Origin of the sequence: Thioalkalivibrio sp. AKL17, from assembly GCF_000377885.1 — a bacterium.
GTDB classification, from domain to species: Bacteria; Pseudomonadota; Gammaproteobacteria; order Ectothiorhodospirales; family Ectothiorhodospiraceae; genus Thioalkalivibrio; species Thioalkalivibrio halophilus.
The window spans coordinates 15,884-39,191 of the sequence record NZ_KB898770.1; the positions used below are offsets into that span (position 1 = coordinate 15,884).

Annotated in this window: 23 protein-coding genes and 1 pseudogene; all 24 read left to right on the forward strand. The window is 64.3% G+C overall.

The window, feature by feature from the left end:
- Positions 1–8 precede the first annotated feature (8 nt).
- Positions 9–986, forward strand: a complete 978-nt coding sequence (locus tag D577_RS0112080) for an NAD-dependent epimerase/dehydratase family protein (protein ID WP_244263458.1) — start codon at positions 9–11, stop codon at positions 984–986.
- Positions 983–2,002, forward strand: a complete 1,020-nt coding sequence (locus tag D577_RS0112085; protein ID WP_155985571.1) for a hypothetical protein — start codon at positions 983–985, stop codon at positions 2,000–2,002. The genes D577_RS0112080 and D577_RS0112085 overlap by 4 nt, the downstream gene beginning before the upstream one ends.
- Positions 1,999–3,462, forward strand: coding sequence for a sulfotransferase family protein (locus tag D577_RS0112090; RefSeq protein WP_018947730.1), 1,464 nt, complete (start codon positions 1,999–2,001; stop codon positions 3,460–3,462). The genes D577_RS0112085 and D577_RS0112090 overlap by 4 nt, the downstream gene beginning before the upstream one ends.
- Positions 3,463–3,466: 4 nt before the next feature.
- Entirely contained in the window at positions 3,467–4,186 is a 720-nt protein-coding gene (locus tag D577_RS14105) for a sulfotransferase family 2 domain-containing protein (RefSeq protein ID WP_167539486.1), read from the forward strand.
- Between the two features lie 304 nt (positions 4,187–4,490).
- Positions 4,491–6,155 carry a glycosyltransferase gene (locus D577_RS0112100; RefSeq protein ID WP_167539487.1) on the forward strand — a complete coding sequence of 555 codons (1,665 nt, stop codon included), beginning with the start codon at positions 4,491–4,493 and terminating at the stop codon, positions 6,153–6,155.
- 17 nt (positions 6,156–6,172) lie between these two features.
- On the forward strand, positions 6,173–6,475 hold the full coding sequence (locus tag D577_RS14275) for a hypothetical protein (protein WP_155985572.1): 303 nt from the start codon (positions 6,173–6,175) through the stop codon (positions 6,473–6,475).
- Between the two features lie 116 nt (positions 6,476–6,591).
- The gene (locus D577_RS0112105) at positions 6,592–7,641 is read left to right on the forward strand and encodes a glycosyltransferase (protein ID WP_018947733.1); all 1,050 of its coding nucleotides are present in this window, start codon (positions 6,592–6,594) and stop codon (positions 7,639–7,641) included.
- Positions 7,642–7,706: 65 nt separating this feature from the next.
- Positions 7,707–9,555: pseudogene (gene glmS, locus D577_RS13680) on the forward strand (glutamine--fructose-6-phosphate transaminase (isomerizing)).
- 171 nt (positions 9,556–9,726) lie between these two features.
- A complete protein-coding gene (locus D577_RS0112115; RefSeq protein WP_018145920.1) occupies positions 9,727–9,963 on the forward strand; it encodes an antitoxin in 237 nt (78 codons plus the stop codon).
- Positions 9,964–9,966: 3 nt separating this feature from the next.
- Positions 9,967–10,374, forward strand: coding sequence for a type II toxin-antitoxin system VapC family toxin (locus D577_RS0112120; RefSeq protein WP_018947737.1), 408 nt, complete (start codon positions 9,967–9,969; stop codon positions 10,372–10,374).
- 113 nt (positions 10,375–10,487) lie between these two features.
- A complete protein-coding gene (locus D577_RS0112125) occupies positions 10,488–11,648 on the forward strand; it encodes an ATP-binding protein (RefSeq protein WP_018947738.1) in 1,161 nt (386 codons plus the stop codon).
- A gap of 45 nt (positions 11,649–11,693) precedes the next feature.
- Positions 11,694–11,900: a glycosyltransferase gene (locus D577_RS0112130; protein ID WP_038036363.1), complete on the forward strand. Its 207-nt coding sequence runs from the start codon at positions 11,694–11,696 to the stop codon at positions 11,898–11,900.
- Between the two features lie 125 nt (positions 11,901–12,025).
- Positions 12,026–13,435 (forward strand): ATP-binding protein, encoded by a 1,410-nt coding sequence (locus tag D577_RS0112135; RefSeq protein ID WP_026289053.1) that lies wholly within the window; start codon positions 12,026–12,028, stop codon positions 13,433–13,435.
- Positions 13,436–13,496: 61 nt separating this feature from the next.
- Positions 13,497–14,264, forward strand: coding sequence for a glycosyltransferase (locus D577_RS0112140; protein ID WP_018947741.1), 768 nt, complete (start codon positions 13,497–13,499; stop codon positions 14,262–14,264).
- Positions 14,265–14,333: 69 nt separating this feature from the next.
- Complete coding sequence (locus tag D577_RS0112145) at positions 14,334–14,558, forward strand: DUF6290 family protein (protein WP_018947742.1); 225 nt, start codon at positions 14,334–14,336, stop codon at positions 14,556–14,558.
- Complete coding sequence (locus D577_RS0112150; protein WP_018947743.1) at positions 14,542–14,811, forward strand: type II toxin-antitoxin system RelE/ParE family toxin; 270 nt, start codon at positions 14,542–14,544, stop codon at positions 14,809–14,811. Before D577_RS0112145 ends, D577_RS0112150 begins: the two co-directional genes overlap by 17 nt.
- 121 nt (positions 14,812–14,932) lie before the next feature.
- Positions 14,933–15,877, forward strand: coding sequence for an SDR family oxidoreductase (locus D577_RS0112155; protein WP_026289054.1), 945 nt, complete (start codon positions 14,933–14,935; stop codon positions 15,875–15,877).
- Between the two features lie 221 nt (positions 15,878–16,098).
- On the forward strand, positions 16,099–16,335 hold the full coding sequence (locus D577_RS0112160) for an antitoxin (protein ID WP_018947745.1): 237 nt from the start codon (positions 16,099–16,101) through the stop codon (positions 16,333–16,335).
- A 3-nt stretch (positions 16,336–16,338) separates the two neighbouring features.
- Positions 16,339–16,746: a type II toxin-antitoxin system VapC family toxin gene (locus tag D577_RS0112165; protein WP_018947746.1), complete on the forward strand. Its 408-nt coding sequence runs from the start codon at positions 16,339–16,341 to the stop codon at positions 16,744–16,746.
- Between the two features lie 247 nt (positions 16,747–16,993).
- Positions 16,994–17,242 carry a helix-turn-helix domain-containing protein gene (locus D577_RS0112170; RefSeq protein ID WP_018871325.1) on the forward strand — a complete coding sequence of 83 codons (249 nt, stop codon included), beginning with the start codon at positions 16,994–16,996 and terminating at the stop codon, positions 17,240–17,242.
- Positions 17,242–18,555, forward strand: a complete 1,314-nt coding sequence (locus tag D577_RS0112175; protein ID WP_018947747.1) for a type II toxin-antitoxin system HipA family toxin — start codon at positions 17,242–17,244, stop codon at positions 18,553–18,555. The genes D577_RS0112170 and D577_RS0112175 overlap by 1 nt, the downstream gene beginning before the upstream one ends.
- A gap of 217 nt (positions 18,556–18,772) precedes the next feature.
- A complete protein-coding gene (locus D577_RS0112180; protein ID WP_051073650.1) occupies positions 18,773–19,762 on the forward strand; it encodes a glycosyltransferase family 4 protein in 990 nt (329 codons plus the stop codon).
- A 93-nt stretch (positions 19,763–19,855) separates the two neighbouring features.
- Positions 19,856–21,571, forward strand: a complete 1,716-nt coding sequence (locus D577_RS0112185; RefSeq protein WP_018947749.1) for a bifunctional sulfate adenylyltransferase/adenylylsulfate kinase — start codon at positions 19,856–19,858, stop codon at positions 21,569–21,571.
- 452 nt (positions 21,572–22,023) lie between these two features.
- The gene (locus tag D577_RS0112190; RefSeq protein WP_018947750.1) at positions 22,024–23,031 is read left to right on the forward strand and encodes an NAD-dependent epimerase; all 1,008 of its coding nucleotides are present in this window, start codon (positions 22,024–22,026) and stop codon (positions 23,029–23,031) included.
- The last annotated feature ends 277 nt before the right edge of the window (positions 23,032–23,308 follow it).

Sequence of the window (23,308 nt, forward strand, 5' to 3'; positions counted from 1 at the left end):
GAAAGATATTGATCACGGGCGGATGCGGTTTTATTGGTACCGCGCTGATCCGGCGCCTCAGACTGCATTATCCCGGCGTTCGGCTCGTGGTTCTGGACAGTCTTCTGACCGGGACTCCCGAAGACCTGGGGTCAGTGGCACCGGTGCAGCGGATGACCGATGTTCCTGATGCACCGGATTCGGGTGCTGTTGTGCTGGTGGAAGGTGACGTACGGGATGCCTCAATGGTGGCGCGGTGCGCTCAGGGCTGTGATGGGATCGTGCATCTGGCGGCCAACACCGGCGTGGGCCCGTCGGTGGAGGACCCGCGGCTGGACATGGAGGTGAACGTCGGCGGGACGTTCAACGTGCTGGAGGCCGCTCGCCTGGAGGGTGTGCCGCGTGTGGTCTTTGCGTCTTCCGGCGCCCCGGCGGGCGAGGTGGAGCCGCCCATCCACGAGGAACTGCCGCCCCACCCGGTGAGCCCGTATGGCGCGTCGAAACTGGCCGGCGAGGGCTACTGCTCCGCCTATAACCGGACGTTCGGGATCGATACGGTCTGCCTACGCTTCGGCAACGTGTACGGGCCGGGTTCCGGCAAAAAGATGAGCGTGGTCGCGAAGTTCATCCGCCAGGCGCTGTCCGGCGAGCCCTGCCGGATCTATGGCGACGGCGAACAAACGCGGGATTTCCTGTACATCGACGACCTCATTCGCGCGGTCGAGCTGGCGCTTCTGCGCCCGGTCGGTGGCGAGACCTTTCAGATCGCCACGGGCATGGAGCGCACGGTGGGGGAGATGGCCGAATCCCTGCGCGAGTGCCTGGCCGAACGGGGCGTTGCCATGGAGATCACTCACGAAGGCCCGCGCCTGGGGGACGTGAAACGCAACTTCTCGGACATCACCAAGGCACGCAACCTGCTCGACTGGACCCCGGAAATGGAGCTGCGCGACGGTCTGAACCGGACCGTGCAGTGGTTTCTTGACGAAGGGAGGGGGGCGCGATGAAGACGGTTTATCTGCGCATCGGCGCCGACAACGCAAGGACGGTATCGATTACCAACCTTGCCTCGGGAAATCAGGACGTCTTTGGACGATTCGATTGCTTTGCGCTCCCGAGGAACGCTCTTCACCTCTTTGAATGGGTTCGTAACAGGAATGGCGTCGACGTGGCGAATGGATTCCATGACCGCAATGGCAGACGTCGGGCGGTGGTGGAAGGTTTCTTAGCGGACCATGAAAGTGGCGCGTATCGCGACACGAATATGCTGCTGGTTACAGAGACGCTTTGGGGCAGATTGTCCAAGCGTGATCTGGAGCCCGTACGTTCCGAGGTTGTCCGGTTTCTGCGTTCGATCCGCGAGACGTTTTCGGAGCACGAGTTCAAGGTGGTGCTGCACCTGCGGCGAATCGACCTCTATCTGGAGTCGCTGTACAAGCAGGACATCAAGGCCGGTCGGCCGGTAACCCTTGAAGGGCTCCGCCAACGGGTGACGGCAGAGCGGGCGTTTGCGTTCTTCCGGATGCTGGAAGAGGCCTTCGGGTCCGAGAATCTGATCGTACGGCCCTTCGAGCGTTCGCAGCTCCATAATGGCTGCGTCGTAGAGGACATGCTGCACACCATGGGCCTGAGCGATCACGTGGACGAATTCCGGATCGAGCATGGAAACGAAGGGCTGCACCGGGACCTGATGGAGGTTCTCGTCTCCATGAACGAACGGTACGGCAAGGTGACCCCGAACAACCGTCTGTTGCAGATCAGCGCCCGACTCGTCAAGGAGTACGGGTTCGAGGACGTGAAGTACCTGCTGGACCGGGCGAGCCGCGAGAAATTGCTGGACCAGTACGCGGAGTTCTACAGCTACCTGGCGCAGCACTATGGGGATGGCGAACCGTTCTTTCGTGATCCGCTGCCGGACGACGATCACCTCGCGTATGAACTCGATCCCGAACGTGCGGAATTGATCGAATCACTGGTGTTGGAGCAGGCAGACGATCAGATGGCACAGGTGGTGGCGCGATGAAGGCGGATGACGCAAAGGATGTTGTCTCGGGAGCAAGCAGCCCTGAAAAGGCCGCGACCGTCACGGTGGTTCTGACACCGGGCCGCAGCGGTTCCTCGCTGTTGATGGAGATCCTCGGCAATCTTGGCTCGGCGTTGTCGGACGATCTGATCCCGGGGCGTCTGGAGAACCCGCACGGGTTTTTCGAGGATGCGCAGGTGGTGGAGATCCACAAGGGTCTGATGTCCGATCTCGGGGTTCGACCGGGGCGCCCGATGCCCGAGGGCTGGCTGGATCAGCAGGTGACTCGGAAGGCCAAATGGGCGCTGACGGATCTTGTCCGCAAGCAGACCGGTTCCGATTCCGGCAACTGGGCCATCAAGGATCCGCGGATCTCGGAGCTGCTGCCGCTGTGGCTGCAGGTGTTCAACAGTGCGGGGGTGACGCCGCGGTTCGTGCTGGCGTTGCGCGACCCGGCTGCGGTGGCCACGTCGCTGCGCCGCGGTATCAATCGCGACGAACGGCTGACCGAACTCCAGTGGCTGTACCGCACCACACAGGCGCTCTACCACACGGCGGCAGACTGCTTCGTAGTGCATTACGAGGACTGGTTCGAGCGGCCGGTGGAACTGGCACAGGGCCTGGCGAGTTACGTCGGCCTGCCGGACGTTTCCGAGGAACAGGGACGCCAGGCGGTTGAAAAGGCGATCGACCAGCGCCTGGATCGCTCGAGCTGGCAGGAGTATGAGGTTCGTCACCCACTCGTGAAGCGCCTTTACGCCACGCTTCGGTCTTGTAGCGGGGTGGATTTCGAGCGAGCCAGCCTGGTGGATGACGTGCGTGAGTGCCACGGCTTGATCGAGAGCTTCAGTTGGTGGAGCGCCACAACGGGCGGCTCGACTCCGCCGCAAGCGAGTTCCGGCGGCAAGGAAGCGGCTGTACAAGGGGCGGGAGCTCCGTTGAGCGGGAACGAGCAAGATCAGGTACTGGCGTATCACAAGGTGCTCAGGGAGTTGAAAGAGGTCCAGGACGAGGTGGCGGAGTTGCGCGCGAGGCTCTACGCTTCGGAGCCCGTGGCAACCGCGGCGCCGCGCCAAACCGCCGGGAAGCAGTCAGCACCACCCAGTACCTCAGCCGCCAGAACATCGGGGCCGGATTGGACGAAATCCGTTCGGTACCGGGTGGGGGATGTTGTCGTCAATGGCTTTTCTCGCCCCGGGCGCAACACCCTGCGAATGCCGCGAGCGTTGTGGCGTCTGGCGCGCGAGGCGCGCAAGCAAGGTCGTGACGACACGGGCCGCCGTAAAACGGAGATCACGGCTGCAGAGCAGAAAGTGCGAGAGTCGGTGCGTTATCGCATCGGCGAAGTGCTTGAAGCAGCAGTCCGCCGTCCGGGCAAGAATACATTTGCGGCCCCCGTACGTTTGATCCGTCTCCTCCGCGAAGGCAAGCAGAGGCGGCGCACAAGGAGTGGAGGCTAGGGCATTGGCGGGCTGGAAGGGTCTATTGCGATCGTGTCTCGGACGCCGCTGGCCGTATCCTGCCGCGTGTCCCGTCCATCTATTGCATATCGGCAAGACGGGTGGGAGTTCAGTCAAGTTCGCGCTGGCGGATCACTCTGCGGTGGAGAAACAACGGATTATTCTCCATCGCCATCGGACCAGCCTGAGCGACATTCCGGAAGGCGAGAAGGTCTGTTTCTTTCTGCGTGACCCTGTGTCCCGTTTTGTGAGCGCCTTCTACAGTCGGCAACGAAAGGGTCAGCCCCGTTATTACTCGGAATGGAACGCGGTCGAGCGAGAGGTGTTCGGACAATTCGCCACTGCAAATGATCTGGCTATGGCGCTCGCCGACAAGGATTCGTCTCAGCACGATCTGGCCTTGAGGGCGATGGATGCGATTGGCCACTTTCAACCATATCGAAAATGGTATGGCAGCCTGGATGAGTTCCGACGGCGGCAGCGCGATGTCTTGTTTGTCGGTTTTCAGGAGGAACTGGAGATGGACTTCGCCAGATTTCTCCATGCCGTGGGTATCCGCGAAGAGCTGCAGCTACCGGATGACGACGTTGCTGCCCACCGCAATCCTGCGCACGCGGACCGAAGCGTGAGCGAACCGGGTGCCGCGGCATTGAAGGATTGGTACGCAGAAGATTATGAGTTCATTGCCTTGTGCAAGGAGTTGATGGACGGCCGAGGCTGTTGAGCAAGGCTCCGATCAGAGAGAACGTATGAGGAAGATTTATCGAAATCTGTATTCGCTGAGTGTCTTGCAATATGGGGTGTTGAAGGTCGCCGGTAAGGCATTTCGCGCGAGTGTACTCGCTTCTGTCCTGGACGGACATGACCGGGGTGCCCGCTGATGATGGGTCTGGTTGCGGTTTGGTAACGGGGAGCTGACAGGTATGGCGGAGGCAGACCGGGTCCTTGAGCGTATACATTATTGGCGGCCGGGTGTGGACCCATCTCGGCCGGCGTTGGCCGGGCGTTCCAGTCTTCGCATTGGACTTGTGGGTTCAAACGAGTTTTACCTCAATGTGGCCCCGGAGGGACAGCTCTTTTTGTTGGAGCCGGACAATTACGCCGAGGTGATCGAGACGGTATCGCTCGATCTGATCCTGGTGGAGTCCGCCTGGAACCCCTTGTCGAAAGGCTGGTACCAGTTCCAGCTTGACGGAACCCCGGCCCAGCACATGCTTCACGATTTACTGGAACGCGCATCGGAGCGTGGTTGCCCTTCCTGTTTCTGGTTGACCGAGGGAGTTGCTTACGCAGCTGATTATGCTGAAACGGCGCGTCGATGCGATGCGGTGTTCTGTGCCGACCACGCGGCAGTTGAGTCGTTTGATGCTCTCGGGGTTCGGGGGGCGTATCTGCCTCCCTGCGTCCAGCCAGCGCGCTTCCACCCGTTTCATGACGATCCCTTCCGGCGCGATCGCGGTCCAGCGGTCTACTTCGACGGCTGGGCAGATATCGACCGCGGTCTGGTGGAGAATGGGGTGTTGGAGGCGGTTGCGGACAGGACAGGCCTGTCGGTTTTTGAGTCGCGCTACCGCATGCTGTCCTCGCGGTTATCTGCGTTATCAGGGTTGGCACCAAACGTTGAGGGCTGCCTGACGCCGGGCCTGCATCCGGTGGCCTTGCGAAGTGCGGAAGTCGTCCTCTCTCTGACCGGCCCCGAATCCGAACGGGTGGCCCGGCAGTGGGCTGCGATGAAGGCTGCAGCGACGGGTAACGTGCTGGTGCACCTCGGAGAGCTCGAAGGGGGCGATATTCGCGGCGATCTGGTTCGCACGCATGCCGATCGAGAAGCGTTTCTCGCGGATATCGAATGGCTGCGGGAGCACTCGTGGCCCAGGGCGCGGTTGGCGCATATCACCTGGCGGCGTGTGATGCAGGAACACACCATGGCGCATCGGCTGGGGGACATCTGCGCTGCGCTGAATGTCGAGCATGATTGGAGTCCCGAGCCCTCTGTCTCCGTGGTGACGCCGACCCGGCGGCCGGAAAACGTGGAGCGCGTGCTGGAGAATTTCGATCAGCAGCGCTACCCGCGCAAGGAATTGCGCATCGTGGTGAATGGAGAAGTGCCCGCGGAAGACGGCCGTTGGCGGGAGCTTTCCAGGCGACCGGACGTGACCGTGGATGCCGTGCCGGCGGATCGCTTTGCGGGCGCTTGCATGAATCGGGGGCACGCAGCCTCACAGGCCGATTACGTTATGCGGATGGACGATGATGATCACTATGGCGAGCATTATATATCAGACGTGATGCTTGCCTTGCAGTGTGTGGACGCGGATGTGTTTGGCAAGGTGCCAGTGCCCATGCGATTTGAGGGGGAGACGTGCGCTTATCGAAGGCGGCAACGTTTCCATCCCTGGAGCGTGACCACGGGACAAACCCTTCGGGAAGGCAAGATGTGGCTAGGGGGCAATTCTCAGGGCTACCGCCGGCTGGCGATGGGTGCACCGGTATTCCCGGATGATGTGCCGGGAGCAGCGGATACCGTGTTCAACGGGAATTGTCCGGAGCATGCCACAGTCCTTGTGCTGGACCCCTTCAATTCGCTGGCAGAACGCACGGGGGATCCCCGAGCCCATACCTGGCGGATTGAACGCAAAGAATTCGAGGCCAATGCCGACATCCTCGAAGACAGTGCGGATGTCATGGTGTAGTGGAGACGGGACAGGATATGGCGGATTCCGAAAAGGACAACGAGCGAGATCCGCATGCGCGGTTGGTAGAGCTTGTGGAGGAAAATAACCGACTGCGGCAGCAGATTCATCAACTGGAAGGCGAGATCGAGGAATACCGGGTTCAGCTGGCCGGCAGTAGCGTCAATGGCCGTATGGGGGGCGCAGGAAATGCTCTGCGATGGCAGGTCGGGGATGTGGTCGTTCAGGGGCTCTCTCGCCCGGGCTGGGCGACGGTGCGTATGCCGGATCGGTTGATTCGACTGGTCTGGCGGGCATTTCGTCGCCGACATGCGGGCTGAGGTTCGTGCCTGCGCCGGCGGAAACCAATCCCGGGAGGTCAGTGCCTCAACGCCCCCGCGTGATCCTGGTCGCACCGGAACACCGCCCATGGGGGAACCGCATCGTGAGAGAAGCGGTGTCCCTGGTGCAGACAGGGGCCGAGGTGGTGGCCATCATGAAGATGGAGCATGGCTTCGAGCGCGACGGCGTCCGATTCGTGCCCGGGCCGAAGAGCCGCGGTCGAGCAGGTCGATTCCTGAGGCTCGGAAAGGTTCTACAGCAAATCATCGCAGAAGAGGGGGATGTTTATCATCTCCACAATCCCGCCATGATTCCGGTCGCGATAGTGTTGAAGGCCTTCGGTAAGAGGGTGATCTACGACACGCACGAGGACTTCAGCCGAAGGTTGATGATTCGTCGCTGGATCCCGCGCCCATTGCGGCGCCCTGCATGCTGGGGGGTATCGCGGACGGAGTTTCTGGTGAGTCGCATCGTCGATGCCACATTGGTGACGCAGGGTCGCCAGGTGGATGCCTTCGGTGGCAGGGCCACCTTGCTGCGCAATGCACCCGCGCTGGCAGGGGCCCGGGGGGAAACCGTAGCCGAGCTTTCCCGACGTTTTTCGGAGGAGCGCAGTTTCTACCGGTTGCTCTACGTCGGTAGTCTCTCTCGTGCGCGGGGTATCGACCGGATGCTGGACGTGCTGGCCGGCGTTCGCGCCAAAGGCCTGGATGCCCGCTTGTGGTTGATCGGGCCTGACGATGACGGTGTGGTGGAGGATCTGCGGACGCATCCGGCCTGGGATGCGGTGGATTACCTGGGCCTTAAGGGGCATGAGGAGGCGTTCGCCTACATGGCCAATGCGGATGTCGGGATGGCGATCCTCCCGGATGTGGCCGATCACGCGGATGCGATGCCCAGCAAGTTGTTCGAGTACATGGCGAAGGGGCTTCCCTTTGTAGCCAGTGATTTTCCGGTGTGGCGTTCGTTTATTGGTGATGAGGCGGGATGCTGGGTGGACCCCGCCAAGGCGGGTCAGGCGGTTGATGCGGTTTGCAAACTTCTTGCGGATGAGGAACGCAGGCAGGGCTGCGCTGAAGCCGGCACGAGCTTCATTGATCATTTCAATTGGGAAAACGAGCAACAGGTGCTGCTTGAAACCTACCGGCGCGTTCTGGCCCGGTAGCCAGGCATGGGCTCTGGGGAGTGCCCTGTCCTGCTCTCCTCTCCCGTAACCCATCAGGTGTTGGTATGTGCGGCATTGTCGCGGCGGTCGCCGCCAGGGATGTTTCGGACTTTTTGCTGTCCGGGTCTGCGGAAGCTGGAGTACCGGGGGTATGACTCTTCCGGTGTGGCGCTTCTGGGCGGGGAAGGCCTGCAGAGGGTCCGTGTGGCCGGACGTGTGGCGGATCTTGAGCAGGCGTTGGCGACTGAAGGGGCCCGGGGCTGCGCCGGGATCGCGCATACGCGCTGGGCGACGCACGGGGCGGCCACCCGGGACAATGCGCACCCCCATCGCTCGGGTGGGGTGGCGGTGGTGCACAACGGGATTGTGGAGAACCATACGGCTCTGCGCGCAGACCTCGAAGGGCTTGGGTATGTCTTCGCGTCGGAGACAGATACAGAGGTAGTGGTGCATTTGATTGAGGCGTGTCACTCGGGTGTGTACGGGGGTGATGCGGTCGGTTTGCCTCAAGCCGTTCAGCGCGCTGTGGGCTATTTGCAGGGGGCGTTTGCGCTGGCGGTGGTGCACGAAGATGAGCCGGATGCGGTGATGCTGGTGCGGCAGGGATCGCCGTTGCTCGTGGGGGTGGGTGAGGAGGGCATGTACGCGGCTTCCGATGCGGCGGCGCTGATATCGGCCACGCGCAGGCTCATGTAGCTGGAGAACGGTGATCTGGCACGACTGACGCGGGAAGGGTTCGAGGTGTTCGACGCTACCGGGGGTGCAGTGGAACGCGAGGTGGTGACCTCGGCTCTGCAGGGAGATGCGGTTTCGCTGGGACCCTACCGGCATTTTATGCAAAAGGAGCTTTTCGAACAGCCGGAGGCACTGGCGGCAACGCTGGGGCCGGTGGCGGCAGCCGAAGGGACGACAGAAGAACTGTTCGGTGGGTCGCTGGAGGCCGGTTGGTCGACGCGGGTGGATTCGGTCCTGATTCTAGGCTGCGGGACGTCCAGCCACGCGGGGATGGTGGCGAAGTAGTGGGTGGAAGAGATCGCGGGGCTGCCTTGCAACGTCGAGATCGCTAGCGAGTACCGCTATCGCCGATCGGTTCCACGAGAGTCACAGCTGGTGGTGGTGATTTCCCAGTCGGGTGAGACGGCGGACGTAATGGCGGCTCTGGAACATGCGCAGGCGCTGGGCCATCGCTACACGCTGGCTATTTGCAACGTTCCGGAGTCGAGCCTGGTGCGGCAGGCCGCGTTGAGCTTCATCACTCGGGCCGGGCCCGAGATCGGTGTGGCTTCGACCAAGGCCTTTACCACGCAGCTCTCCGCGTTATTCCTGCTGGTGTTGCTGCTGGCCAGCCGCCAGGGGCGCCTGAGCGCCGATATGGAGCGTGAATACCTGGCTGAACTGCGTCATCTTCCGGTGGCCGTTGGCAGGGTGCTGGAACTCGAAGACGCGGTGAAGGAGTGGGCGCGGGAGTTCGGTGACAAGCACCATGCGCTGTTCCTGGGGAGGGGACGCCACTACCCGATCGCACTGGAAGGTGCGCTCAAGCTCAAGGAAATCTCCTACATCCATGCGGAAGCCTATCCCGCCGGGGAGCTGAAGCACGGTCCGCTGGCACTGGTGGACGGCGAAATGCCGGTTGTGGTGGTGGCACCGAACGATGAGTTGCTGGAAAAGCTGCAATCCAACATGCAGGAGGTTTCGGCCCGGGGCGGGCAGCTGTACGTGTTCGCCGACGGGTGCGGGCCGGTGCAATCCGGCCGTGGTGTGAACGTGCTCCCGATGCCCGAGCACTACGGAGCGCTGTCGCCGGTTCTGCATGTCGTGACCCTGCAGATGCTGGCCTATCACGCAGCACTCCTGAAAGGCACCGACGTGGACAAGCCCCGTAACCTCGCCAAGAGTGTGACGGTGGAGTGAGTTACGACATCGTTGGGGGGGCTGTTTTGAGCACGGGAATGGGGGCGCTTGAGGGCGGGCCCCGGATTTAACGGGAAAATAAATCTGTCCCCAATTTGCCCACCTCCAGTTTGTCTCCTGTTCCCCGCGCGTATATGCTTATGGCATATCCTTTTCGAGGTGGGCCAGGCCATGAAACGACGCATCGCGAGCCTGTTCCGGAATGGTCGCAGCCAGGCCGTTCGGCTGCCGAAGGGTTTTACCTTTGATGCCGACGAGGTGGTGATCGAAAAGAGTGGCGACGCCTTGATCCTGCGCGCCAAACCCCGGTCCTGGGATGATTATTTTCGGGGTCCCGGCGAGACCCTTCCCGAAGACTTCCCCGATTCGATCGAGGATCACGTGGCGCAGGACCGCGAGGCATTGTGAGCCGTGCGCTACATGCTGGACACGAACATCTGCATCTACATCATGAAGCGCCGCCCGCCCGAGGTGCATGAGCGGCTGCGTCATGTTCCGGTGGGCGATGTGGGGCTGTCCGCCGTGGTGGTGGCCGAACTGCGGTACGGGGTGCGGCGCTCGCATTACCGCGAACGCAGCGAGGCCGCACTGGAACGCTTTCTGGCGTTCACGAAGGTCTGCGACTGGCCGGAAGAAGCCACCGAGCATTATGCCGACATCCGCGCGGAACTCGAACGCGCTGGCACGCCAATCGGCTCCAACGATCTCCTTATCGCGGCGCATGCCCGCGCCACCAACGCCGTCCTCGTCACCAACAATGGGCGGGAGTTCGATCGCGTGCCGGGATTGCAGGTCGAAAACTGGGTGTCGGCACACTGAGGGGGAAGGAGCCGCTCATTCCGGAAGATGTATCTGTCCCCGTTCGTGGTCGGTTTTCTATGTAAAGTGGTATCTGTATTTACAATTTGCATAAATGGCGGTAGGGTACGCGCATGATACCGCGCACTGCCGAAACACTGGTCAGGGAGCTGTTGAGCGGCTTTCCCATCGTCACGGTCACGGGGCCGCGCCAGTCCGGCAAGACGACGCTGGCGCGCGCGGTGATGGCGGATCGGCCCTGTCGCTCCCTGGAAGATCCGGATGTGCGTGCGCTGGCGCTGGATGATCCACGCGGGTTTCTGTCGCAGTGCCCCGATGGGGCGGTGCTGGACGAGGTTCAGCGGGCACCGGAATTGTTCTCCTATCTGCAGACCCATGTGGACGGCGATGGCCGCATGGGTCGGTTTCTGCTCACGGGGTCGCAACAGTTCGGGATGATGTCGGGGATCTCGCAGTCGCTGGCCGGGCGTTCGGCGTTTGTGGAGCTGCTGCCCTTGAGTCATGCCGAGTTAGTGGGAGCCGGACAGGCGCCATCGGCTCTGGATGCGATGATGTTCACCGGTGGTTACCCGGCATTGTATGACCGCCCGGTTTCTCCCCGTCAGTGGTTTCCGGCGTATGTGACGGCGTACGTGGAGCGGGATGTGCGCCAGTTGCTGCAGGTGCAGGATCTGGACGCCTTTCAGCGTTTTGTGCGGCTGTGTGCCGGGCGTAGCGGTCAGGTTCTGAACCTCTCATCCCTTGCGGCGGATTGCGGTATTACCCACAACACCGCCAAGGCGTGGATCTCGGTGCTGGAGGCCAGCTATGTGCTGTTTCTCCTGCGGCCGCACCATGCGAATTTCAACAAGCGGCTGATCAAGTCGCCGAAGCTGTATTTCTACGACACCGGGCTGTTGTGCTGGCTGCTGGGGGTGCAGACGCCGGATCAGCTGGTGGTGCATCCGTTGCGCGGGCAGGTGTTCGAGACGTACGTGATTTCGGAGTTGCGCAAGGCCTTTCTCAATCGCGGCGAGCCGCCGCTTTTCCACTTCTGGCGGGACAGTAATGGCAATGAGGTCGACCTGCTGATCGAGTGGGCGGGTGGCCTGGTGCCGGTGGAGATCAAGTCCGGGCAGACGTTGAACCGGGATTTCTTCACCGGGCTGGACCGCTGGACCGCGCTGGCCGGTGACATGGCCCGTTCGCCGACACTGATTTACGGGGGCGAGGGCGAGCACCAGCGCAAGGATGTGCGGGTACTGGGCTGGGAAAAGATTGGCGAGGTTGTGTAGATGTCGGGCATGCAGCGTGTGGACCGGACGTGCGGGAAGGCGTCCATGCCGCGGGTTTCTGTGGTGATGCCGCTGCACAACGCGGCGGATCGGGTGGTTGAAGGCGTGCGTTCGGTGCAGGGGCAGTCGCTGGCGGATTGGGAGCTGCTGGTGGTGGATGATGCCTCCACGGATGACTCGGTTGCGTGGGTGGAGGCCAGGTGGCGGGCCTTTTCGCGTGGATCAGGGCAGGACGTATACGAGGGCTCGTAAGTGGCTGTGTTGATGAGGCGAATCGATCCGCGTAACTTAGGGTAAGAATTTTTACCTTAAGGTGTGTCCGAGTGGCGGAATCCGGAGAGTGGGCGTTCTACGGCCGGCAGACGGAGCTGGGCCAGTTGCAGGAGATCCTGTCCAGACGGCGCTGGTTCTTTCTGCAGATTTCGGGGCGGCGCCGGATTGGCAAGACGACCTTGATTCAGCAGGCGCTGCAGGCGGCGGGCGTCTCTAAGACGCTGTACATCCAGATTCCGGATTCGGACCCGGCGGGGGTGGTGGCGGCTTGCAACGGCTACCTGGAGACGTTCGGGCTGGAGGAGCGTGTCCATAGCCTGGGCGAGCTGGCCCGCTTGATCGCGAGTCTGGCGGAGTCGGGGTATGTGGTAGCGCTGGATGAGTTCCAGTACTTCCATCGCAAGCCGCTGTTCGACTTCTGCTCGCTCCTGCAGGCGGAGGTGGACCGGCTGAGCGCCCGGGCGGGGCAGGTGCCCGGCGGATTGATTGTGCTGGGGTCGCTGCATGCGGAGATGACGGCGCTGCTGGATGACCGGCAGGCGCCGCTGTTCAACCGGGCCACGGACACGCTCGAGCTGGGGCATCTGGATATCGGGTCGGTGCTGGAGATTCTGCGCGCACATGCGGACGAGGACCCCGAACGCCTGCTCTTCCTCTGGAACCTGTTCGAGGGGGTGCCGAAGTTCTACCGGGATGCCTATGAGCAAGGTGTGCTGGATGCGGACCGCGAGACGCTGCTGCGCAAGCTGTTCTTTTCGAGTTCGTCGCCGCTTCGCAATGAAGCGGACAACTGGTTCCTGCGTGAACTGCGCGGGCGCTACGACATGGTGCTGCAGTTTCTGGCATCGCATCCCGGCTGCAACAACGCGGCGATCGAGGCCCATCTGGCGGAGGTCTCCGGTCCGGGAGAGGCACGACAGGTGGGTGGGCATCTGAAGATCCTCAGCGAGCGGTACCGGATGATCGAGCGGCGCCTGCCGATCTTTGCGCGACCGAAGGCTCGCAGCGGGCGCTACTACATTCGCGACAATTTTCTGCGCGCGTGGCTGTCGGCGCTGCAGAAGCCGGTTTCGGCCTCGGCCTTTCGGCCGATGGACATGCTCGTGTCGCAGGCCGATGAGCGTTTGCGCGAGGTTGAAGGCTATGCCCTGGAGGATTTGGTGGCGCAGCTTTATGAGGAGCGCAGTCGCCTGGGGCTGGGCGACTTTGCGTTGTCCGAACGGATTCGGGGGTACTGGGATCGCTCGGACGTGGAGATTGATTTGGTGGCGGTGTCGGAGGACCAGAGCGCTATTCGGTTCGGCTCCTGCAAACGCCAGGGCGAGAAGCTGGCCAGGTCCATTCCGACTCTGGTGGCTGCGGCGGGGCGGTTTTTGAGCGCCCATAAGGCTTACCAGAGCTGGAATGTCGAGTACGTTGCGATTGCGCCCCGGATCACCGAAGCGGAAGCCGCGGAGATCCGGCGCCAGGGGGCGGCTCCGCAGAGCCTTGGGGAGCTCTGTGATGGGTTGTGATCCGTCCACAGGTGGGAGTATGTCTCCGGCGGATTTGTCCACACCGCTGGTTTCTGTGGTGATGCCGCTGCACAACGCGGCAGATCGGGTGGTTGAAGGCGTGCGCTCGGTGCAGGGGCAGTCGCTGGCGGGTTGGGAGCTGCTGGTGGTGGATGATGCCTCCACGGATGACTCGGTGGCGCGGGTGGAGGCGCTGGCGGCGGAGGATGCGCGCATTCGGGTGTTGCGGCTGGAGCGCAATGGCGGGCCGGCGGTGGCGCGGAATGCGGGGATTCGCGAGGCGCGCGGGCGGTATATCGCGTTTCTGGATAGTGACGATGCCTGGGCGCCGGAGAAGCTGGCGCGGCAGGTGGCGTTGATGGAACGGGGCGTGGTGTTCAGCTTTTCGGCGATGGAGCGGTTCGACGAGCAGGGCCGGCGGTTGTCTGCGGCGGGGGTGCCGGAGCGGGTGTCTTATGCGGAAATGCTGAAGACGAACTACATCGGCTGTTCCACGGCCATGTACGATACGCAGTTCTTCGGCAAGGTGGAGATGCCGCTGATTGATCGGCGCCAGGATTATGGCCTGTGGCTGCGGTTGTTGAAGCGGGTGGAGTTTGCGTACGGGCTGAATGAGCCGCTGGTGCGGTATACGGTTCGGTCGGGCTCGGTGTCTTCGAACAAGCTGACGACGGCGGGGTACACCTGGCGGGTGTATCGGGAACTGGAGGGGTTCTCGTGGGTGCGGTCGGCGTACCTGCTGGGGCATCAGACGGGGCGGGCCCTGGTGCGGAACCGGTTTCCGCGTGTTGCCCGGTGGTTGGGGTGGTTGCAGCCGGTGGGGGAGTGATTGGGGGCAGAGTGTTGTTCAGGCGGTTGTCGGCTATACTTGTATAGCACCTGATCTGGAGGGAAACACATGTTGGCTTTGCGTCTACCCGAAGATGTCGAGAAGCGCCTGGCCGCCCTGGCGAAAGCGACGGGGCGCAGCAAGAGCTTCTATGCACGGGAAGCCATCATGCAGCATCTTGAGGAGCTCGAAGACATTTATTTGGCCGAGCAGCGCCTGATTGACCACCGCAAGGGAAGCGGAGAAACGGTCTCCATGGATGAGATGAAGCGCCGACTTGAGCTGGACGATTGAGTTCGACAAACGCGTAGAGAAAGATCTGCGAGCGCTCGACAAGAAGGCCGCGAATCGCATTCTGAAATATCTGGCTGAACGGATCGCGTCCGCGGACGATCCTCGCCGTTCAGGCAAGGCGCTTTCGGGGCAGTTGGGCGAATATTGGCGGTACCGCGTCGGGCCCTATCGCGTGCTGGCCATCATTGAGGACGAGGCGCTGCGTATCCTCGTTGTCCGGGTGGCGCACCGGAACCATGTATACCGACAGTAGCGCATTGGCCCCGGGCATCAATCTCCGCTTCGTTCATTGGTCCTCGCAGGCGGGTTTGGGCCCGCGCAGGAGTGGGCTCTGGCCGCGAATCGAACGGGTCGTGAACGGGATGGAGGACTGGATGCGGCGTGTGCTGGTGACGGGGGCTTCGGGGTTTGTGGGGCGGGCCGTGATGGCGCGGCTGGCCGAGGAAGGTTCGGGGCGGGCGCCGGTGGCCGGGGTTCGGCGGGCTGCCGGGGCGTTCCGGGAGGAATGCGCGCTGGGGCCGCTCGAAGAGTTCGGAACCGGCGGCGCGCTACCCGAGGGACTGGATGCGGTGGTGCATCTGGCGGGGCGGGCGCATGTGCTGGATGAGTCGGAGGCGGATCCGCTGGAGGTGTTCCGGCGGGTGAACGTGGAAGGAACGTTGAACGTGGCGCGCCAGGCGGCGGACTCGGGGGTCCGCCGTTTTTTGTTTGTGAGTTCGGTGGGGGTGAACGGGAACGTCTCGAGGCGGCCGTTTACGGAGCGGGATGTGCCGACGCCGCAGGAGCCATATGCCGTTTCCAAGTATGAGGCGGAGCAGGGGCTCCGGGAGCTGGCGGCGGAGACGGGAATGGAGGTGGTGGTGATTCGGCCGCCGCTGGTGTACGGGCCGGGGGCGCCGGGCAACTTCGGCCGTTTGCTGCGCTGGGTGCAGCGGGGGGTGCCATTGCCGCTGGGCGCGATCACGCGGAACCGGCGCTCGCTGGTGGCGCTGGATAACCTGGTGGATCTGCTGGTGACCTGTCTGGATCATCCCGCGGCGGCGGGGGAGACGTTCCTGGTGGCGGACGGGGAGGATGTGTCCACGGCGGGGCTGTTGCGCCGGGTGGGGGATGCTCTGGACCGGCCGGCGCGTCTGTTGCCTGTGCCGGTGGGGATGTTGCGGGCCGGGGCGGTGGCGCTGGGCCGGCGGGAGATGGCACGGCGGCTGCTGGATTCTTTGCAGGTGGATATTTCGCATACGCGGGAGACGCTGGGGTGGGAGCCGCCGGTGTCGCTGGATGAGGGGTTGCGGCGGGCGGTTGTGTCGTTGCGTCGTTAGGATTGGTGGTTTTCGGGCTTTGGCGGGGGCTTCGCGGCCGAGGCCGCTCCCACGGGGGGTAGCATTGGTTGTAGGAGGCCAGCCCTCTGGCCGATTGGATGTTGGACAGGCCCAATCGGCCAGAGGGCTGGCCTCCTACAGGGGGGTGGCAGCGGGGGCCTTGGAATGTGGTTGGGCGGGGGATATGCTAGGGGCATATGCAAAGGATCTGGGGTTTGGCCATGAAGCGGCGCACGGCGAGTTTGTTCCGGAATGGACGCAGCCAGGCAGTTCGGCTGCCCAAGGGTTTCGCGTTTGATGCGGATGAGGTGGTGATTGAGAAGCGTGGCGATGCATTGATCCTGCGGGCCAAGCCGAGATCCTGGGATGATTACTTCCAGGGGCCCGGAGAGACCCTGCCGGATGACTTCCCCGATTCGATCGAGGATCGTGTGGCGCAGAACCGCGAGGCGTTGTGAGCCATGCGCTACATGCTGGATACGAACATCTGTATCTACATCATGAAGCGCCGGCCGCCCGAGGTGCATGCGCGGCTGAGTGGTGTGCCAGTGGGGGAGGTGGGCCTTTCCGCCGTGGTTCTGGCGGAATTGTGGTACGGGGTTCGCCGGTCGAATCAGAGGGAACGTAGCGAGGCCGCACTGGAGCGCTTTCTGGCCTTTGCGAGGGTGTGCGACTGGCCGGAAGAAGCGGCCGAACATTACGGGGACATCCGGGCCGAGCTGGAACGCGTGGGTGCTCCCATTGGTGCAAACGACCTTTTGATTGCAGCGCATGCTCGGGCCATTGGGGCCGTGCTGGTAACGAATAACGGCCGTGAATTCGAGCGTGTATCCGGGCTGCAGGTGGAGAATTGGGTGGCGGCGCATTGACCGCGTGTCGGTATCGCGGCGGCGGGGGCTTCGCGGGCGAGCCCGCTCCCACAGGGGTAGCAGTCGGTGTAGGAGGCCAGCCCTCTGGCCGATTGGGGCTGTCCAGCATCCAATCGGCCAGAGGGCTGGCCTCCTACAGGGGGGTGTTGTTTTGCGTGGGTGATCGGCCAGGGGGCGGCGGGCTGCTTGGTTTATGGGTTGATTCCGATATTGATTGGTTATCGGGTTGGGCGCATAATCGGGCGTTATGACATTGCTTGCGCGAACACCCAAGCAGATTGGGACGATTGTGCGCCGGGTCCGGCGAAAGCAGGGCCTGACGCAGGCCGCTCTTGGCGAGAAGTCGGGATTGCGTCAGGAGACGATCTCCCTGATCGAGAACGGGAACCCGGCCACCCGGTTGGAGACCTTGCTTGCGGTTCTGGCGGCGCTGGATCTGGAGTTTCAGGTTGCTCCCCGTGCGCGGTCGACTGCGTCCATTGAAGAAATCTTCTGATGCCGCGCACGCGACGCCATCCGCCGCTGCGTGTCTTGCTGAATGGTCGCCTGGTGGGGTTTTTGGAGAAGTCGGCGGCCGGGGCGATCCGCTTTCGGTATGACGCCAGCTGGCTGGGCTGGGAGCACGCGCTGCCCGTCTCACTCTCGCTTCCGTTGCGGGAAGATGCCTACCACGGCGAGCCCGTGGCCGCGGTGTTCGAGAACCTGTTGCCGGATGCGGATGCCCTGCGGCGGCGTGTGGCGCAACGCGTGGGCGCGGCTGGGACGGATGCCTACAGCCTGCTGGCGGCGATCGGGCATGACTGTGTGGGGGCGTTGCAGTTTTCGCTGTCGGATGCGCAGGAATCCGGGCCCGCTGGAGGGATTCGGGGGGAGCCGGTCGACGATACGGACATCGAACAGCTGCTGGGCGGTTTGGCACAGGCGCCGCTGGGTCTGGGGAGCGACGAGGCTTTCCGCATTTCGATTGCTGGTGCCCAGGAGAAGACGGCACTGCTGTGGCATGAGGGTCGCTGGCTCAAGCCGCATGGCTCGACGCCGACTACGCATATCCTGAAGCCCGCGATTGGGCAGTTACCCAACGGGCTGGATCTGTCGGATAGTGTGGAGAACGAGTTTTACTGCCTGCGATTGCTGGCGGCGTTCGGTATGCCGGTGGCGCGTGCGGAGATCGGGCGCTTTGGGGGCGCGCGGGCGCTGGTGGTGGAGCGGTTTGATCGACACTGGGCGCGCGATGGGCGGCTGCTGCGCTTGCCGCAGGAGGACTGCTGCCAGGCACTGGGCGTGCCGCCGAGCCGCAAGTATCAGAGCGAAGGTGGCCCCGGGCTGGTGGATGTGCTGGGGCTGTTGCGGGGCAGTGATACGCCGGGGGCGGACCAGGCGACGGTGCTGAAGGCGCAGATCCTGTTCTGGCTGATCGGCGCCACGGATGGGCACGCCAAGAATTTCAGCGTATTCCTGCAGCCGGGCGGCGGGTACCGGCTCACGCCGCTGTATGACGTGTTGACGATATTGCCCAGCGTGGCCAGCCGGCAGGTCGAACGCAAGCAGGTTCGGCTGGCACTTGCTGTCGGGCACCGCAACCACTATCGGGTGGATGGCATCCAGGGTCGCCATTTTCTGGAGACGGGCGCTTCGGCCCGTCTGCCTGCGGCGATGGTGCACGAGGTCCTGGCATCCGTGGTTCTGCAGGCCCCATCCGCACTGGATCAGATGGAACAGGAATTGCCGGCGGGTTTCCCGGTTGCTATCCATGACGCTGTGCGGTGCTCGGTGGAAGCGGGTATTCAGTCGCTGGAGCGGGTTCTTTGAGGCCAGGCGCGCAGGGGCGGCGCTGGGTGCAGGAGGCCAGCCTCTGGGCGATGGGGGCGATGGGCTGGCGTGGGTGATCGGCCAGGGGGCTGGCCTCCTACGGGCGGCCCCGGCTGACCGGAAGCTGGTCGTCCTGAATGCGTGGGTGATCGGCCAGGGGGCTGGCCTCCTACGGGGGAGGGAGATTTTGTTGGCGTTTTTGGGATTGCTGGTGGCGATGGTGATGGTGGCGGGCCTGACGGGTCTGCTGCGTCGCTATGCGCTGGCGCGGGCGATGATGGATGTGCCGAACGCGCGCAGCTCGCACGAGGTGCCGACGCCGCGGGGCGGCGGGCTGGCGATTGCGCTGGTGGTTCTGGCGGGTCTGGCGGTGCTGGGTGCGGCCGGTGCGGTGGCGCCCGGGGTCATGCTGGGGCTGGGGGGTGCCGGGTTGCTGGTGGCGCTCGTGGGCTGGTGGGACGACCGGGGCGAGGTGCCGCCGCTGTGGCGTTTGCTGGCGCATTTTGTGGCGGCCGGCTGGGGGCTGGCGTGGCTGGGCGGGTTGCCGCCGTTGCCGGTGTTCGGGGTGGTGCTGGATCTGGGCTGGTTCGGCCATGCGCTGGCGCTGGTGTATCTGGTGTGGCTGCTGAACCTGTACAACTTCATGGATGGCATCGATGGCATTGCCGGGATCGAGGCGGTCACCGCGGGGCTGGGCGTGGCGGTGCTGATGGCCTGGCTGCTGCCGGGCGCCGACTGGCTGCTGCCGGCGCTGCTGGTGGCGGCCACGCTGGGTTTTCTGCCGTGGAACTTCCCGCGGGCGCGGATCTTCATGGGCGATGGCGGTGCCGGGTTCCTGGGGATTACGCTCGGGCTGCTGTCGATCCAGGCGGCGTGGGTGGCGCCGGAGTTCTTCTGGGTGTGGCTGGTGATGCTGGCGCTGTTCGTGGTGGATGCAACGTACACCCTGGTGCGCCGGGGAATGCGCGGGGAACGGGTGCATGTGGCGCACCGGGCCCATGCGTATCAGCACGCGGCCCGGTTGGCCGGTTCGCACGTGCCGGTGTCGCTGGGCGTGGGGCTCATCAACCTGCTCTGGTTGCTGCCGGTGGCGGCACTGGTGGCGCAGGGGCATCTGGATGGTGCACTGGGGGCGCTGATCGGCAGCGTGCCACTGCTTGCGGGTGCGGTGTGGTTCCGCGCGGGGGAGCCGGAGCAGCCGGAGTAGCCCCGGCCCGGGACCCGAGACGCGCGGGGACGGAATCGGTACCATTCGCAGATTCAATGACCCTATAAGTCGCCAACGGGAAAGAGCCAAGTCATGGATCTGATTGCCCCCTACGGCGGGACGCTTTGCGACCGCTACGTTGATGAATCCACCGCGCGCGAGCTCAAGGAGCAGGCGCAGGAGATGCCGAGCTGGGATCTGACCGAGCGTCAGATCTGCGATGTGGAGCTGCTGCTGAACGGCGGTTTCTCGCCGCTGACGGGCTTCATGCGGCAGGCCGACTACGACGGCGTGCTGGGCAACATGCGCCTGGCGGACGGCCAGCTCTGGCCGATGCCCATCACCCTGGACGTGAGCGAGGCGTTCGCCGAGCAGGCGGCGCCGGGCACGCGCATCGCGCTGCGCGATGCCGAGGGCGTGCTGATTGCCGTGATGGACGTGGAGGACCGCTGGACGCCGGACAAGGCGCGCGAGGCGCAGCAGGTGTTCGCCACCACCGACGTCGCGCATCCGGCGGTCAACTACCTGATGAACCGTGCCGGGGCAGTGTACCTGGGCGGCACGCTGCACGGGGTCGAGTCCCCGGTGCATTACGACTTCCGCAACTATCGCTACAGCCCGGCGGAGCTGCGCGAGTACTTCCGCAAGCTGGGATGGAACCGCGTGGTCGCGTTCCAGACGCGCAATCCCATGCACCGTGCCCATGTCGAGCTCACGCGCATGGCCGCGCGCCAGACCGAGGCTAACCTGCTGATCCACCCGGTGGTGGGCATGACCCGCCCGGGCGATGTGGATCACTACGTGCGCGTGCGTTGCTACGAGCACGTGCTGCGTCAGGCGCCGGAGCAGACCACCCAGCTCAGCCTGCTGCCGCTGGCCATGCGCATGGGCGGACCGCGCGAGGCGCTGTGGCACGCCATCATCCGCCGCAATTATGGCTGCACCCACTTCATCGTCGGGCGCGACCACGCCGGCCCCGGCCCGGGCTCCGACGGCGAGGACTTCTACGGCCCGTACGACGCCCAGGAACTGATCCAGAAGTACGCCGACGAGATCGGCATCGAGATGGTGCCGTTCCAGGCCATGAGTTTCGTGGAGGACCGTGCCGAGTACGTGCCGGCCGACGAGGTGCGCGAGGACGAGGAGGTGCTCAACCTCTCCGGCACCGAGTTCCGCCGCCGCCTGCGCGAGGGGCTGGATATCCCCGAGTGGTTCTCCTACCCGGAGGTGGTGGCCGAGCTGCGCCGCAGTTTCCCGCCGCGCCATCAGCAGGGCTTTACCGTGTTCTTCACCGGGCTTTCGGGTTCGGGCAAGTCCACCATCGCCAACGCCCTGCGGGTCAAGCTGATGGAGCTGGGCGGGCGCGCCGTCACGCTGCTGGACGGCGATATCGTGCGCAAGGAGCTCTCCAGCGAGCTGGGCTTCTCGCGCGAGCACCGCGACATCAACGTGCAGCGCATCGGCTTTGTGGCCAGCGAGATCACCAAGAACGGCGGCTGCGCCATCTGCGCCCCCATCGCCCCCTACACCGACATGCGCCGCCGCGTGCGCGAGCGCATCGAGGACGCGGGCGGGTTCCTGGAGATCCACGTGGCCACGCCGCTGGAGACCTGCGAGCAGCGCGACCGCAAGGGCCTGTACGCCAAGGCGCGCGCCGGCCTGATCAAGGAATTCACCGGCATCGACGACCCGTACGAAGAGCCGGAGCACCCGGAGCTGCGGATCGACACCCGCGAGATGAGCCCGGACGAGGCGGCCCACCGGATCCTCCTCAAGCTGGAAGGCATGGGGTTCATCCGCAACCCGTAACCGGTGGGAGGCCAGCCCCCTGGCCGATCGGGCCACGCCAACCCGCCGGGGCGGATCGGCCGGAGGGCCGGCCTCCTACGGGCCGGGGCCGCCGGGGTACCTCGTAGGAGGCCAGCCCCCTGGCCGATCGGGGCCTCGCCAACCCGCCGGGGCGGATCGGCCGGAGGGCCGGCCTCCTACGGGCCGGGGGGCGCCGGCGCACCCGTAGGAGGCCAGCCCCCTGGCCGATCGGGCCTGGCCAATCCACGGGGGCGGATCGGCCGGAGGGCCGGCCTCCTACCGGCCGGGGCCGCCGGGGTACCTCGTAGGAGGCCAGCCCCCTGGCCGATCGGGGCCACGCCGACCCGCCGGGGCGGATCGGCCGGAGGGCCGGCCTCCTACCGGCCGGGGGGCTGGCCTCCTGCGGGTCGAGGGCGCACGATAACCGAACAAAAGCCGAACAAGGATACGACATGAAGATCCTCATCACCGGAACGGCCGGGTTCATCGGCAATGCCCTGGCCCTGCGCCTGCTGGAACGCGGCGACGAGGTCGTCGGTGTCGACAACCTGAACGACTACTACGACGTCTCGCTCAAGAAGGCGCGCCTGGCCCGCATCCAGGACCACGAGCGCTTCACCGAGGAGCGCGTGGACATCGCCGACCGCGAGGCGATGCAGCGGGTGTTCCGCGAGCACCGGCCGCAACGCGTGGTCAACCTGGCCGCCCAGGCCGGCGTGCGCTACTCGCTGGAGAACCCGGCCGCCTACATCGACACCAACCTCGTCGGCTTCGGCAACATCCTGGAAGGCTGCCGCCACAACGGCGTGGAGCACCTGGTCTACGCCAGCTCCAGCTCGGTCTACGGCGCCAACGAGGAGATGCCGTTCTCCGTCCACCACAACGTCGACCACCCGCTCAGCCTCTACGCCGCGAGCAAGAAGGCCAACGAGCTGATGGCGCACACCTACAGCCACCTGTACCAGCTACCCACCACCGGCCTGCGGTTCTTCACCGTCTACGGCCCGTGGGGCCGGCCCGACATGGCGCTGTTCATGTTCACGCGCAAGATCCTCGCCGGCGAGCCCATCGACGTCTTCAACTACGGCAACCACCGGCGCGACTTCACCTACATCGACGACATCGTCGAAGGCGTCATCCGCACCCTGGACCGCCCGGCCCAGCCCAACCCCGAGTGGAGCGGGGCGCAGCCCGATTCCGCCACCAGCGCCGCCCCCTACCGGCTGTACAACATCGGCGCCCACCGCCCGGTGGAGCTGATGCACTACATCGAAGTGCTGGAAGAGAACCTCGGCAAGAAGGCCGAGAAGAACCTGCTGCCCCTGCAGCCCGGCGACGTCCCCGACACCTACGCCGACGTCGAAGACCTGCGCGCCGACACCGGCTACGAACCCACCACCACCGTCGAAGAGGGCGTCGCCAGCTTCGTCGCCTGGTACCGCGACTACTACCAGGTCTGACCCGCCGCCGTTCGCGGATGGGGGCATCACCGTAGGAGCGGCCTCGGCCGCGAACCGGAATTCTGGACGCAAGGAGATGCCAGTGACTGACGAGAACGGTCCCCGGTGGCGATACGAACGTGGAGAAGGGCGAACCAAGCACCTGTGGCACAATGATTACGCGGGTTTTGAGCCGTCGCCCAGGGGTCCGGTCGGAAAGTGCCCGAAAAGCATAACCCGTGACCTGGCCGAGGAACTGCTCAACAAAGAGGCGATTCCGTTCTACGAATCAGAGGAC

What these genes read in the sequence shown, in the direction of transcription:
- D577_RS0112085 (WP_155985571.1), top strand. Translation starts at nt 983, where the DNA reads ATGAAGACGGTTTATCTGCGCATCGGCGCCGACAACGCAAGGACGGTA.
- D577_RS0112090 (WP_018947730.1), top strand. Translation starts at nt 1,999, where the DNA reads ATGAAGGCGGATGACGCAAAGGATGTTGTCTCGGGAGCAAGCAGCCCT.
- D577_RS14275 (WP_155985572.1), top strand. Translation starts at nt 6,173, where the DNA reads ATGGCGGATTCCGAAAAGGACAACGAGCGAGATCCGCATGCGCGGTTG.
- D577_RS0112115 (WP_018145920.1), top strand. Translation starts at nt 9,727, where the DNA reads ATGAAACGACGCATCGCGAGCCTGTTCCGGAATGGTCGCAGCCAGGCC.
- D577_RS0112125 (WP_018947738.1), top strand. Translation starts at nt 10,488, where the DNA reads ATGATACCGCGCACTGCCGAAACACTGGTCAGGGAGCTGTTGAGCGGC.
- D577_RS0112130 (WP_038036363.1), top strand. Translation starts at nt 11,694, where the DNA reads ATGCCGCGGGTTTCTGTGGTGATGCCGCTGCACAACGCGGCGGATCGG.
- D577_RS0112140 (WP_018947741.1), top strand. Translation starts at nt 13,497, where the DNA reads ATGCCGCTGCACAACGCGGCAGATCGGGTGGTTGAAGGCGTGCGCTCG.
- D577_RS0112145 (WP_018947742.1), top strand. Translation starts at nt 14,334, where the DNA reads ATGTTGGCTTTGCGTCTACCCGAAGATGTCGAGAAGCGCCTGGCCGCC.
- D577_RS0112155 (WP_026289054.1), top strand. Translation starts at nt 14,933, where the DNA reads ATGCGGCGTGTGCTGGTGACGGGGGCTTCGGGGTTTGTGGGGCGGGCC.
- D577_RS0112160 (WP_018947745.1), top strand. Translation starts at nt 16,099, where the DNA reads ATGAAGCGGCGCACGGCGAGTTTGTTCCGGAATGGACGCAGCCAGGCA.
- D577_RS0112165 (WP_018947746.1), top strand. Translation starts at nt 16,339, where the DNA reads ATGCGCTACATGCTGGATACGAACATCTGTATCTACATCATGAAGCGC.
- D577_RS0112170 (WP_018871325.1), top strand. Translation starts at nt 16,994, where the DNA reads ATGACATTGCTTGCGCGAACACCCAAGCAGATTGGGACGATTGTGCGC.
- D577_RS0112175 (WP_018947747.1), top strand. Translation starts at nt 17,242, where the DNA reads ATGCCGCGCACGCGACGCCATCCGCCGCTGCGTGTCTTGCTGAATGGT.
- D577_RS0112180 (WP_051073650.1), top strand. Translation starts at nt 18,773, where the DNA reads ATGGTGATGGTGGCGGGCCTGACGGGTCTGCTGCGTCGCTATGCGCTG.
- D577_RS0112185 (WP_018947749.1), top strand. Translation starts at nt 19,856, where the DNA reads ATGGATCTGATTGCCCCCTACGGCGGGACGCTTTGCGACCGCTACGTT.
- D577_RS0112190 (WP_018947750.1), top strand. Translation starts at nt 22,024, where the DNA reads ATGAAGATCCTCATCACCGGAACGGCCGGGTTCATCGGCAATGCCCTG.